At 67.5% G+C, this 13,441-nt stretch carries 9 protein-coding genes; 3 read left to right on the forward strand and 6 right to left on the reverse strand.

Features of this window, described 5'->3' with window-relative positions; translation table 11 throughout:
• Positions 1–335: 335 nt before the first annotated feature.
• From AC1Q6P_RS01755 to AC1Q6P_RS01765, 3 genes are read left to right on the forward strand one after another with little or no spacing between them, the layout of a single operon-like run.
• Positions 336–764: an Hpt domain-containing protein gene (locus tag AC1Q6P_RS01755; RefSeq protein WP_102769811.1), complete on the forward strand. Its 429-nt coding sequence runs from the start codon at positions 336–338 to the stop codon at positions 762–764.
• Positions 761–3,028 (forward strand): putative bifunctional diguanylate cyclase/phosphodiesterase, encoded by a 2,268-nt coding sequence (locus AC1Q6P_RS01760; protein ID WP_492664201.1) that lies wholly within the window; start codon positions 761–763, stop codon positions 3,026–3,028. The genes AC1Q6P_RS01755 and AC1Q6P_RS01760 overlap by 4 nt, the downstream gene beginning before the upstream one ends.
• Positions 3,029–3,058: 30 nt before the next feature.
• Positions 3,059–4,957, forward strand: a complete 1,899-nt coding sequence (locus tag AC1Q6P_RS01765) for a diguanylate cyclase domain-containing protein (RefSeq protein ID WP_492664200.1) — start codon at positions 3,059–3,061, stop codon at positions 4,955–4,957.
• 136 nt (positions 4,958–5,093) lie between these two features.
• Here the strand turns inward: AC1Q6P_RS01765 and AC1Q6P_RS01770 are convergent, their stop codons facing one another.
• From AC1Q6P_RS01770 to flhB, 6 genes are all read right to left on the reverse strand, one after another.
• Complete coding sequence (locus AC1Q6P_RS01770) at positions 5,094–6,470, reverse strand: methyl-accepting chemotaxis protein (RefSeq protein WP_492664199.1); 1,377 nt, start codon at positions 6,468–6,470, stop codon at positions 5,094–5,096.
• 109 nt (positions 6,471–6,579) lie between these two features.
• A complete protein-coding gene (locus AC1Q6P_RS01775) occupies positions 6,580–7,293 on the reverse strand; it encodes an RNA polymerase sigma factor FliA (RefSeq protein WP_102770387.1) in 714 nt (237 codons plus the stop codon).
• An 18-nt stretch (positions 7,294–7,311) separates the two neighbouring features.
• Positions 7,312–8,136 carry a MinD/ParA family ATP-binding protein gene (locus tag AC1Q6P_RS01780; protein ID WP_207796041.1) on the reverse strand — a complete coding sequence of 275 codons (825 nt, stop codon included), beginning with the start codon at positions 8,134–8,136 and terminating at the stop codon, positions 7,312–7,314.
• A 36-nt stretch (positions 8,137–8,172) separates the two neighbouring features.
• Positions 8,173–9,873 carry a flagellar biosynthesis GTPase FlhF gene (flhF, locus tag AC1Q6P_RS01785; RefSeq protein WP_492664198.1) on the reverse strand — a complete coding sequence of 567 codons (1,701 nt, stop codon included), beginning with the start codon at positions 9,871–9,873 and terminating at the stop codon, positions 8,173–8,175.
• The gene (gene flhA, locus AC1Q6P_RS01790) at positions 9,870–11,969 is read right to left on the reverse strand and encodes a flagellar biosynthesis protein FlhA (protein ID WP_492664197.1); all 2,100 of its coding nucleotides are present in this window, start codon (positions 11,967–11,969) and stop codon (positions 9,870–9,872) included. Before flhA ends, flhF begins: the two co-directional genes overlap by 4 nt.
• Positions 11,966–13,150, reverse strand: coding sequence for a flagellar biosynthesis protein FlhB (gene flhB / locus AC1Q6P_RS01795; protein WP_492664196.1), 1,185 nt, complete (start codon positions 13,148–13,150; stop codon positions 11,966–11,968). The genes flhA and flhB overlap by 4 nt, the downstream gene beginning before the upstream one ends.
• Positions 13,151–13,441: the final 291 nt, after the last annotated feature.

Genomic DNA, 13,441 nt, shown 5'->3' on the forward strand with positions numbered 1-13,441 from the left:
CTTTTGGGCAGTCGCCGGAAACGCCGGGCGAGAGCGCCGCAGACGCTTGGATCAATTGCTTGACACTGCGGCTACATTCCATCAGTGACTGCCGGTTTTCCCCCTCCCTGCTGCCGTGATCCATTTGGCCTTTTCCAAGCCGACGGGACGCTGCACAAGGGGCAAAATAGGCAACTTCCGTCCGGCCTTCGGCCGGCCACAAAAGCACATATCGAGGGGTCTCTTGGGAGCGCAAGCTTTGTCATTCCAGCCACGCTATTCTGAGCCGCTGCAGCACGGCCGCTCCGCGCGTTCCGCCGGTCTGACACACTCGCCCCTGCCCCGCGTTTCCTGACATGTCCACGCCCACGCCGATTCCTTCCCCACTCGCCGAGCCGGTCGAAGCCAGCTTGGCGGCCGCCGCGAGCTCCTGCCTGGACCCGGTGGCGCTGGACCGCCTGCGTGAGCTTGACCCCGACGGCCACAACAAGCTGATCGAGCGGGTGCTGGCCGCCTACCTCAAATCCCTGGACCGCCTGCTGCCCGAGCTGGCGGCGGCGCGCGGGGAACAGCTGGACTTGAACGTGGTACGCCATGTCAGCCACACGCTCAAGTCCTCCTCAGCCAGCCTCGGGGCCATGGCCCTGGCCGAACGCTGCGCCGACATCGAAACCCGCGCACGCCAGCAGCAAAGCGAGGGCCTGGAAGGCTTGCTGGACGCGATGCTGGCCGACATTCAGCAGGTCAAGCTGGCCCTGGCCAGCCTGGCCCCGACGACACCATGAAATCAGCCGGCCCCCAGCTCGACGACGACCTGCCCGCACGCGCCAAGGTGCTGCTGGTCGATGACGACGAGGTCAATCTGCTGATGACCAGCGCCGCCCTGCAAGAGCGCGGCTTCGACGTCACCTCGGCCAACAGCGGCGCCCAAGCGCTGGACATGATTGCCAATATGTCACCGGACCTGATCGTGCTGGACGCGATGATGCCGGTGCTCGATGGCTTTGAAACCTGCACCCGCCTGCGCGAGATCCCAGGTTTTGAATCGACACCGGTGCTGATGCTGACCGGCCTGGACGACGAGGCCTCGATCAACCGCGCCTACCAGGTCGGTGCCACCGATTTCTTCGTCAAGTCGCCCCAGTGGAGCCTGCTGGCCGGGCGCCTTCGCTACCTGCTGCGCAGCTCACGCACCCGCATCGAGCTGGAGCGCAGCAAGGCCCGCCTGGCCCGCGCGCAAGACCTGGCCCGAATGGGCAGCTTCGAGTGGCATCTGGGTGGTGGCTTCACCCTGGCCGCCGAGGCGCTGCGCGTGTTCGGCCGCGGCCCGCAGGAAGGGCTCGATTTCATCGGCGTGATGCGCATGATCCCGCACGAGGAGCGCACGCTCTTCCTGCGCCTGCTGCGTGACGTGATCGCCCACAACTCGGTGCTGGTGACCGATCTGCCGGTGACCCTGCTCGATGGCCGCCAGCGCGTGGTCCACATCGAAGCCGAGCCCGAATTCAACGAGCATGGCAATGCCAATGGCTACACCGGCGTGATGCAGGATGTGACCGACCGCCGCCAGGCCGAGGACCGCATCCGCCAGCTGGCCCACTTCGATGCCCTGACCGGCCTGCCCAACCGCCGCCAGCTGATCTGGCGCGTCGAGCGTGCCATCGAGCAGGCGCGCCGCGGCGGCCATGAGGTCGGCCTGCTGCTGATCGATCTGGACCGCTTCAAGATCATCAACGACACCTTGGGCCATGCCGCCGGCGACGAGCTGCTGATCGAGGTGGGCCGGCGCCTGCGCGCCTGCGTGCGCCATTCCGACCAGGTCATGGAAGGCATGCTGGAAACCATCGGCGGCCGCTCGCACCGCACCCTGGAGGCCGTGGGCCGCCTGGGCGGCGATGAATTCGTGGCCCTGCTGCCCGAGATTGGCGACGAGCGTGATGCCGAGCGTGTGGCCGAGCGCGTGCTCGAGGCCATGCGCGAGCCCATCTTCATCTCGGGCCAGGAGTGCTTTGTCACCGCCAGCGTGGGCATCGCCATTTACCCGCGCGACGGTCTGACCATGGCCGACCTGCTGCGCAACTCCGATGTGGCCATGTACGCGGTCAAGTCGCAGGGCCGCAATGCCGCCGCCCTCTACACCCCGCAGCTGGCCGGCCAGGGCCGCGAAAAGCTGGAGCTGGAAAGCGCCCTGCACAAAGCCCTGGAGCGCGGCGAGATCGTGCTGCACTACCAACCCAAGATCGATGTGCGCGCCGCCCGCATGGTGGGTGCCGAGGCCTTGATGCGCTGGAAGCGCGGCGACAAGCTGGTGCCCCCGGGCGACTTCATTCCCCTGGCCGAAGAAACCGGCCTGATCGTGCCCCTGTCCGAGTGGGCGCTCAAGGAAGCGGCCCGCCAGGCCAAGGTCTGGCAGCTCAACTTTGGCTTCTCGGACTCGATCGCCGTCAACCTGCCCAGCCGCATGTTCGAGCGCTCCGATCTGGTCGAGCACATCCACCAATGCGTCAGTGCCTATGGCGTGCCGCACCGGGCGATCCAGCTGGAGATCACCGAAAACAATCTGATGAAGGATTTGCAGAACGTCATCCCTGCCCTGCACCGGCTCAACGAAGTGGGCGTGGAAATCTCCATCGACGACTTCGGCACCGGCTACTCCTCGCTGGCCTATCTGACGACGCTGCCCATCTCCGAGGTCAAGATCGACCGCACTTTTGTGCGCGATCTGGGCATCACGCCGCAAAGCTCGGCCGTGGTCACCGCCATCATCGCCCTGGCCCGGGCCATGGGCTTGCGCGTGATCGCCGAAGGCGTGGAGACCCTGCGCCAGATGGACGTGCTGCATCGCCTCGGTTGCAGCCTGATGCAAGGCTTTCTGTTCAGCAAACCGCTGCCGCCGGAAGAAATCGAACAATGGCTCGCACAAACCGTGCTGCCACGCAAAGCGCCCTGGATTGCCCAGGCCCACAGTGATTTCGAGGGCGATCCGGGAGGCAGCCTCGGCAGCCTGAGCGGCGGCCCCTTGCGCCCGAGTGGCGGCAAACTGCTCTAGCGCGCCCCAGCTTCAGCCAGCACAACACCGATGGACGAATCTCGCCGCCCCACGCCTCTGCCCGCCAACTCCGCCCGCAAGCCGGGCGCCACGCCGCCGGCCCAGATCGCCAAGGCGGCGCTGCTGCGCCTGGCCCAGGCGCAGCTGGAGCCAACGCCGGAAAACTACGCCCGCGCCTACGCCATGGAATCCGGCGTTGAGGCCACGCCCGCCGCCCTGCCCGAGCGAGCCCAGGCCCTGCTGGCCAAGCTGCTGAGCATGGGCGTCAGCAACGCGCAGGCGCGGCTGGAGCTGCAGGTCTGCGTGCGCGAGTCGCGCTGGGATGAAGCCCTGCGCGAACTCGAACGCCTGCAGCGCAGCGAGGGCCCCAGCGCCCAGGGCGAGGCCATGGCCCAGACGCTGGAGCGCCTGGTGCGCGGCCTGGAGCGCGGCGGCCGGCAATGGACCGTCGCGCGCAAGAAAGACGGCCTGCAGCGCGTGCTGGAAAACAACCGAAGCGACGGCCAGCGCCTGCTCAAGCGCCTGGACCAGTTGGTCAACAGCTGGGACGGCGATGTCGCCGATGCCAGCATCGCGACCTCGGAAGAGCCCGGCGGCACGCCGAGCCAGTTTTTTGCCGAAGAAGATTTCGCGCCCAGCACCGTGGAGGCGGCCGACAGCGAGCTGCCCGCCAGCGGCGAGGGCGCGGCCCCACTGACTTTCCGTGCCGCCGGCGCCGGCCTGCCCAGCCCCTGGCCAGGCATCGAGACCAGCTTGCACGGCACCGTCCAGCATGCGCTGAAAAGCCCGGAGGGCTATGCCGATGAGCTGATGCGTCAGCTCGACGCCGCCCATCTGGACCTGCTGGCCGGCGGCCCCACGCCCGAGAAGGCCGCCCTGATCGAGGCCTTGTGCCAGCGCGCCCGCCATCTGCTGGACCACCGCCAGCATCTGTTCGGCGAGCTGGGCGAGCTGTGCCGCGAGTTGAGCGCGAGCCTGGTCGACCTGGCCGAGGACGATTCCTGGGCCAAGGGCCAGTGCGAGGCCATGAACCAGACCCTGGAACAGGGCCTGAGCGGCCGCGGTGTGCGCTCGGTCACCGAGATGCTGGGCGGCACGCGCGAGCGCCAACGCGCCCTGCGCGAAGAACGCAGCCGCGCGCGCGATTCGCTGAAGGCGCTGATCCACCAGATGCTGGCCGAGCTGGGCGAACTGGGCCAGCACACCGATCGTTTCCAGAACAGCGTCGGCCGCTATGCCGAGGTGATCGAGAAAGCCGATTCGCTGGAAAGCCTGACCGGCGTGGTGCGCGAGATGGTGGAAGAAAGCCGCAGCGTGCAATCCCTGGTCAAGCAAACCCAGGAACGCCTGACCCTGGAGCACGACCGCGCCAGCAGCCTCAGTGCCAAAGTCGCCGAGCTCGAGGGCGAGTTGCAGCGCCTCTCCAACGAGGTGCAGACCGACCAGCTGACCCAGATCGCCAACCGCCGCGGCCTGCTGGCCGCCTTCGCGGTCGAGCAGGCCAAGGCCGAGCGCGAGACCGGCGACAACGCCCTGATCGCCCTGGCCCTGCTGGACATCGACAATTTCAAGAAGCTCAACGACACCCTGGGCCATGGTGCCGGCGATGTGGCGCTCAAATCCCTGGCGGAGCGGGTGTCACAGCACCTGCGTCCGGGTGACCTGGTGGCGCGCTACGGCGGCGAAGAGTTCGTGCTCATGCTGCCCAGCACGCCGGTGGTGGAAGCGCAGGCGGTGCTGCAGCGCCTGCAGCGCGCCTTGTCGGCCAGCCTCTTCATGCACGAAGGCAAGGATGTGTTCGTCACCTTCTCGGCCGGCGTGACCCTGTACCGGCCGGGCGAAACCCTGGAAGCGGCGCTGGACCGCGCCGATGTGGCGCTTTACGAGGCCAAGCACACCGGCAAGAACCGCGCCTGCGTGGCGCCCTGAGCGTCGCCATCAAAATCCTTCTGGCGTCGTTGGCCCGGCTTGCCGTACTGAGCGTACGGTCTGCACCGGTCCGCCTGGCCAGAACCGCTTCGCTGGCTTTTGCTGGCAACTCTGATGCTCGGAGCGCGCCAAGGCTTCAAAAGCCGAAGGCCAGACGCAAACCGCCCCAATGCCGCCCCTGCACGGTGATGGGCGCTGAGGCCTCCTTCAGCAGCACAAAGCGACCGCCGCCCATATCACGCCGGTAGGTCTGCAGCAGAAACGGCCGCTGGTTGCGCGCCGAAGCCAGGCCGGTGCGGTCATTGAAGATGCGGCGATAGCGGCTGTTGGCGCTGTTCCACACCACATCACCCGGGCGTTGAGGCTGGCAGTACTTCTTGTTGTGGGTGGGCACATAACCGTTGCGATCCACGGCAATGCAGAACACGATCTTCTCGTCGAGCTGCAGCACGGGCTCCTGCACGGCCGGGAAGAGGCGGTCCGTGAGTTCGACAAAATCGGTCAGATGCTGAGCCGGATCGCTGCCAGCCAGAGGCCGATAGCGTTCATCAAAGAGCTGAGCCATGCTGATCTGACGGCGGGCCACGGCCTCCTCCAGCAGGGCGCTGATGCGGGTCGCGGCCTGCTGGGCGGCGGCGATGAAACGGGCATCCTCGACCTCGACGCCGGAGCCGGCAATCTGCTCGATCAGCTCTTCCGAGAGCTTCAAGAATCGATCGCTGCAGGCGGTGGCCACCTGCAGGCTGCCGCGCGCCTGCTGGATGTCGGCCGCCAACTCGTCCGCGCGGGCGCCGAGCGAGGCACTGATTTGCTCGCTCTGGCGGGCGGCATCGGCGATGTGCAGCACATCCTGCTCCACCGCGGCAAAGGCCTGGTGGATGGCGCTTTGCTGGGCCAGGCCGCCGCTGGCGCTGCGCAGCTCGATGCTGAAGCGTTCGATGCGGGCGTCGAGGGCCGACAGCGTGCTCATGATGGCCTTGGACGAACCGTCGACCTTGCCGGCCAGGTCCTTGACCGCATCGGCCACCACGCCAAAGCCCAGGCCGGCTTCGCCAGCGCGCTTGGCTTCGACCGAGGCATTGAACGCAACGAGACGGGTCTGCAGGGCGATCTTGCTGATGTCCGAGGCCGCGTCAGCGACCTCGTGCAGGGTCTGGACGATGCCGCCCACCTCATCGCCAACGCCGGACAAGGCCTGGCGGGCGCGCTGCACGGCCTGACGGCTTTGTTCGCTGGCCCGGCTGATGCCTTGCTGGGCCTGGCGCACCTGGCCCAGCTCGCCCGACAGAGCGGCCATGGCCTGGGCCTGGGCATCGACAACTTTCTGTGTGTCATCCAGCACCCCGCGCACCTCGGCGGCATCGCGGCCGACATGGGAGACCGAACGGGACAGGCTGCCCAGCAGCTGGGTCAGCGCCTGGGTGCTGGGCGCCGCGGCGCCCGCAGCTGATTCGTGGTGCGCGATGGGCACGCTCGATCGGGTGGCGGATTGGCGCTTGGAGCCAAAGAACATGGCGTCTCCTCCCTAAAGTCGCGGCCGGCTCCGAGACCGAGCCTGACCACCCGGAAGGGTAGCAGCAAGAGCTGGGCGCCGCTTGGATCTGAAATTACGGCAGCGGGGCTTACCAGTCGCGGAGCTTGACACGCAGGCGGGCGATGGCCTGGCTGTGCAGCTGGCAGACGCGCGATTCGGTGACCTTGAGCACGACCGCGATTTCCTTGAGGTTCATGTCGTGCTCGTAGTACATGCTCATCATGTACTGTTCGCGCTCGGGCAGGTTCTTGATGGCGGCGACCAGGGCCTCGCGCATGCGATGGTCCTGCAGCTTCAACATGGGGTTGTTGCTGTGGTCGGCCACATGGCGGTCGAGGAAGTCCTCGTCGCCTTCGTCGCCCGACATGTCTTCCAGATAGACCAGCTGGGTGCCGCGCACCTTGCCGAGCAGATCCTGGTACTCGGCCAGGGGGATCTTCATCTCGGCGGCGATCTCGCTTTCGACCGGGGCACGGCCCAGCTCTTGCTCGAGCTTGCGCACGGCGCCTTCGATCTCGCGCTGCTGGCGGCGGGTGCCACGGCTCATCCAGTCGCCGCCGCGCAGCTCGTCAAGCATGGCGCCGCGGATGCGCTGGGTGGCAAAGGTCTCGAACTGCACGCCCTGGCCGACATCGAAGCGCGAGAGCGCGTCGGTCAGGCCGATCAGGCCGACCTGGATCAGGTCGTCGATCTCGATATTGGCGGGCAGCTTGGCGATCATCTGGTGCGCCAGACGTCGCACCAGCGGGCTGTATTGCTTGATCAGCGAGGAGTTATCGAGGCGGCCTTTGGCGGTGTACATCATCAGCTCCTGCGTCAATCAAAGAGTGGCTGCCATGGCCGGGCGCCCTGCACCCATCATGCGCACGGGCGGGCGCAGCGGGCTGGCGTTGACCGAGGCTTCCAGCGCGGCTCCCGGCGGGGCGGCCAGCAGCAGCTCACGGGCCAGATGGCGGATCTCCGGGGAGACCGGCGCCGTCGGCGGTGTCTTGGGGTCCAGGCAGGCCCAGTCGCGCAGCACGGCACCGAGGAAACCATCGGCGCAGGAGCTGATCTGCTGGGCAATGCGATCCGAGAGGCGCAGCTGCGGCGAGCTGGCCAGCAGCAGGCTGTAGACCATCAGGCCGGCGCGGCTGGCCAGCCATTTCATGCCGGCGTAGGCATGGGTGACGCTCATGCTGTCGGTGTCAGCCAGCAGCACCGGGCGCACCTCGCGCAGAGCGACCACACGGGCCAGTTCGGCCGCGCTGGCGTGCAGCAGCACGACATCGGCGAAGGGGGCGGCATCGGTCACGGCTTCCAGGAACTGGGCGGCCGAGCCGTTGGCGTTGATGTAGCGCATGGGCAGGCCACGCGCGGCCAGATAGGACACATCCTTGGACAGGCTTTCCACGCAGGAGGCCAGGTCCACACTCGCCAGCTCCGAAGGCTTGGGCGAGCTCTCGCCGGCATCGACCACCAGGGTGTGCAGGCCCAGCTCGGCGAAGGCCGCGCACAGGCCTTCCAGCAGCACGCCGCCGCCCACCACATGGGGGTTGCTGACGACCGGGATGAAGCGCACCCGCGAGCTGGCGAACAGGCGGCGCAGGCCGTGAGCCTGGTCCTGCGGGGCGTGGGATGAAGCAGAGGTGTGAGCGTCGCGCATGATGAGTGGGGTCTCGTGTGGCTTCAGCATCCGGGCTTAAAACATGCCCATGGCGGCCGGGTGTTGGGAGCCAAGCGCGGGCCCCCCGGCAAAAATCAGGTTCACATCGGCGCTGTCCATGCGCCAGGCGCCGGCGGCGGTGCTGCGCAGGGCGCGCTGCACCAGGGCCTGGCTTGACAGGCGGTGCCAGTCTTCCGGCACGCGCTGGCCGTTGGTCACGCCCAGCACGGTCAGCTTGTGGCGGATCAGGGTGTCCAGGGCCGGGGCCAGCTTGACGGCCTCGTCGATCTTGGACAGCACCAGGCCGTGGCAATCCTTGGCGCCCCAGGCATTGACCACGTCTTCGATGGTCTCGCCCTGCTGGGCGGCGTTGACCACCAGGATCTTGCGCACGCTGGGATGGGCCAGCATCTCGAGCAGCTCGTGGGTGCGGCTGTCGCGCTGGGCCATGCCGGCCGTGTCGATCAGGACCATCTTCTTGGCCGAGAGCAGCTCCAGCAGGTCTTCCAGCGAGGCGCGGTCGTGGGCGGTGTGCACCGGCACGCCGAGGATGCGGCCGTAGGCACGCAGCTGTTCGTGAGCGCCGACCCGGTAGGCGTCCAGCGTGATCAGGCCCAGGTGGGCGGCGCCAAAGCGGGTGGCAAAGGCGGCTGCGATCTTGGCCGTGGTGGTGGTCTTGCCCACGCCGGTGGAGCCGATCAGGGCGAACACGCCGCCCTGCTCTTCCAGCGCCGGGCTGTTTTCATCGGTGTGCAGATTGCGGGACAGCACATTGGCGGCCCACTGGGTTTCATCGGCCGGCTCACCCTTGGCGGCCTGCGCACCCTTGAATTCATTGGGGCAGCCTTCAACCAGCTTGCGCACCAGGGCGGGCGAGAAGCCCAGCTCCAAGAGCTTTTGGGTCAGGCGGGCCTGGATGGGCTGGCGCTGCAGCTTTTCCATGAAAGCCAGGGCGCCGAAGCGCTCTTCGATCAGGCCCTTGACCTGACGCAGCTCGTTCATCATGTCCTGCTGGTCGCGACGGCCGCGGCCGGGCAGATCGGGCAACTCGGCCGTCAGGCTGGTGGCCGGCATGCGGATCTCGTCGCGCAGCACCGGCGGCGAGGGCGGCACCGGCACGGCGCGGCGAGCCGGCTGCGCCGCTTGAGCAGGCGCGGGCTGCGATTCCGGGCGGCGCGGCTGCATGGCTTGCAAGGCGGCCTGAGCGCGCTGCTGGCGTACGGCATTGAGGGAGCTGACGCCGGGATGGTCGGCCGCGACCGCAGGCGCTTCGGCCTGCTGAGCGTAGATGGGATCGGGTGCACCTTCCAGCTCGGCCTGGCGGCGCTTGAGCACGCGCTCGCGCACATAGTCCTGGAAGGACAAGGTGCTCATGGCCAGGGTCTGGACATCGTCAGCCACCTCGCCGCCGAAGCCGCTGGCGGGGTCGTTGTAGCCGAAGCTGGGTTCGCTGCGCTGGCCGGTGCGGGCGGCAAAGCTCTTGGCCGAAGGGTTGACCACGGACGCGCTGGCGGCCGGGCGGCCCGGCTGGGCCTGCAGGCGGCCGGGCGAGGCCACGCGCGGCGCGGTGGCGGCCACGCGCTCGATCTGCGACATGCCTTCCGGCGCCATGGCCAGCACTTCCACGCCTTCCGGGCAGGGCTTGTTGGACAGCACGACGGCATCATCACCAAAGGCCTTGCGGACCAGGGCCATGGCTTCGCGTGATGTGCGGGCGGTGAAGCGTTTCACATTCATGCTGTGCCTCCGATGATGGAACCGATACGGATGGAATGGGTTTCAGGAATTTCGCTGTGGCCCAGCACCTTGAGGCGCGGTGCGGCGCGGCGCAGCAGGCGGGCCATGGGGGCGCGGATCAGATCGGGCACCAGCAGGCAGGCGGGCACGCCGCGGTCTTCCTGGGCTTGTGAGGTTTCGGCGGCGCTGCGGGCCAGGGTGTCGGCAACACCGGGGTCCAGGGCGGCGCCGTTGGGCGAATTCAGGGCTTGCGTGACCAGGCGCTCCAGCTCGGGCTCGAGGGCGATCACGTCCAGCTCCTTCACCGGGCCGTAGATCTGTTGAACGATGGCCGGGGCGATGTGGGTGCGGATGCGGCGGGCCAGCTCGGCCGGATCGCTGATCTGGGCGGCGTTCTCGGCGATGGACTCGACGATGGAGCGCATATCGCGGATGTGCACGCCCTCTTCCAGCAGGAGCTGGAGGACACGTTGCAGATTGGCGATGCCTAGCATTTTGGGAATCACATCTTCGATCAGTTGCGGCGCCTGCTTGGTCAGGTGTTCAACCAGGGCCTGGGTCTCGACTCGGCCCAGCAGCTTGGCCGCGTGAACCTGCATCAAGTGTGAAAGATGGGTGGCCACCACGGTCGAGCAATCAACCACGGTAAATCCGGCCATTTGCGCCATATCTTTCTGGCGGTCGTCGATCCAGACGGCGGGCAGGCCGAAGGCCGGATCGGTGGTCTGGGTGCCGATCAGTTTCTGGGTGGCCTGGCCCGGGTTGATGGCCAGCCACATGCCCGGGAAGGCCTCGGCCTCGCCCACCACGGCGCCGCGCAGGCTCAGGCGGTACTGGCTAGGGCGCAGCTCCAGGTTGTCGCGGATATGCACGGCCGGCGGCAGGAAGCCCACCTCCTGCGCGAACTTGCGCCGTACGCCCTTGATGCGGCTGAGCAGATCACCCTCGCGGCTCTTGTCGACCAGGCTGATCAGGCGGTAGCCCACCTCCAGGCCCAGGGTGTCGACCGGGATGAGGTCGTCCCAGGTCGCTTCGCCATTGGGCTCGGCGGCCGCGGCAGCGTTGTCCTTGGGCTTGATCTCGGCGGCTTTTTGCGCCGCCTGGTCGCGGGTGCGCAGCCACCAGGCCAGGTAGCCCAGGGTGCCGGCGATCAGCAGGAAGACCACATGGGGCATGCCCGGGATCAGGCCCAGCATGCCGATCACACCGGCCGTGATGGCCAGGGACTTGGCCGAACCGAAGACCTGGCGGCCGATCTGGCTGCCGATGTCTTTCTCGGTGCCGACGCGCGACACCACCATGGCCGCGGCCACCGAGATCAGCAGAGCCGGCACCTGGGCCACCAGCGCGTCACCGACGGCCAGCAGGATGTAGGAATCCGCCGCCTGGCTGGCCGACAGACCATGTTGGGCGACGCCGATGATGAAACCACCGACGATGTTGATGGCCAGGATCAGCATGCCGGCCACCGCGTCGCCGCGGACGAACTTGCTGGCACCGTCCATGGAGCCAAAGAAGTCGGCCTCGTCGCCGAGCTCGGCGCGGCGGCGCTTGGCCTCGGCCTCGTTGATCAGTCCGGCATTCAGGTCGGCGTCCACCGCCATCTGCTTGCCGGGCATGGCATCCAGGGAGAAGCGCGCGCCGACTTCAGCGATCCGCTCGGCACCCTTGGTGACCACGATGAAGTTGATCACCACCAGGATGGCGAAGACGATCAGGCCGACCGCGAAGTTGCCGCCGATCAGGAAATGGCCGAAGGCCTCGATCACCTTGCCGGCCGCGCCGGTGCCGGTGTGGCCTTCCATCAGCACCACGCGGGTGGAGGCCACGTTCAGCGACAGGCGCAGCAAAGTGGTCAGCAGCAGCACGGTCGGGAAGGCCGCAAAGTCCAGCGGCTTGACCATATTGGCCGCCACCATCATCACCATCACCGCCATGGCGATGTTGAAGGTGAACATCAGGTCCAGCACGAAGGGCGGCAGCGGCAGCACCATCATGCCCAGCACCAGGATCACCGCCACCGGCGCGCCCAGCGCGCTCAGCACGGCGGCGCGCGGGCCCAGGAGGGCTTGCAGATTGGCGATCAGCGGGTTCATTCTTCGTCATCCTCCAAACCGTCGAGACCGGTCGCGCTGCGGAAATTGGGTTTGTTATGCGGGTCCAGTTCCGGCGGCACTTGCGGGGTCGGTTGCTCAGGCGTCTGGCCTCGGCCGGCCATGGCGGCGCGCAGCTGGTAGATGTAGGCCAGCACCTGGGCGACCGCACCGAACAGGGCGGCCGGGATCTCGCGGTCCACCTCGGCATGGGCATACAGGGCCCGCGCCAAGACCGGCGACTGCAGCACCGGCACTTTGGAATCCTTGGCCAGATCACGGATCTTCATGGCCAGCAGGTCGGCGCCCTTGGCCACCACCTTGGGTGCGGCCATGCTGGCCTCGTCGTACTTGAGCGCGACGGCATAGTGGGTCGGGTTCATCACCACCAGGTCGGCGGTGGGCACGGCGGCCAGCATGCGGCGCTTGGCCATCTCGCGCATCTTGGCCCGCATGCGGGCCTTGATTTCCATATTGCCCTCGACCTCTTTCATTTCCTGCTTGGCTTCTTCGCGCGTCATGCGAATGCGGCGCAGGTAGAGCTGGCGCTGCAGCGGCACATCGATGGCCGCGAACAAGGCCAAGGCCACGCCCAGCAGGGTCAGTCCGCTCATCAGCTGCTGCCCGGCATAGGCCAGAGCCGCCGGCAGCGGAATGCTCATGATGCCGATGTAGGCGGCAATCCGGTCCTTCAGCACCAGGGCACCCACGGTGCCCAGCACCACGGCCAGCAGCACGGCCTTGAGCGCCTGACCCAAGCCCTGGCCGCTGAACAAGCGGCCAATTCCACTGATGGGATTGAGGTGGGAGAACTTGGGCTGCAGCGGCTTCATGGTCCAGTTCCAGCCACCGAGCGCGAGGTTGCTGCCGATCGCCACCACCAGCAGACCCAGGCAGATGGGCAGCATCAGGGTGCAGAACTGCAGGGTCAGCTCGGTCAGACGCAAGGCCATGAAGTCGCCGCGCGAGAGCTGGCGCGCGTCGAATTGCAAAGCGCCTTCCAGCATGCGCTGCAGGGAGCTGGTGATGCCCGGGCCACCGAACGCCAGGATCGCACCGCCGGCCGCCATCATGGCGAAATGCGCCAGATCACGCGAGCGCGGCAGCTGGCCCTCTTCCCGTGATCGTTGGATCTTGCGGGCTGAGGCCGGTAAATTTCGGTCCTGAGCGTCTTGGTCGGCCATGGCAAATGCGAGTGGACGGGGATGCAGATCGCCCGTGTCGCCATTGTTCGCGGCAGGCCGGAAAACTTAAGCCAGAAAAGGCCGGGGAAAGCGCGCTTTCACTGCGCCCTTGGCGAGGCAAGTTGCCCGGGGCCAAAGGCGGCTGCGTTGGGGCGGCTTGCGGCACGAAGCAGCCCTTGGTTTTGCCCGTGAAGCCCTGCAGCCCGCGCCGCCGCCGGGCTCATGGTTCCGGGGTCGGCCCTGACGGGCCGACTTCCCTGCGCTGCTCGCACCTCGGGGCTGGCGCATAAC

This window comes from Roseateles sp. GW835-FHT13E02 (assembly GCF_058794035.1).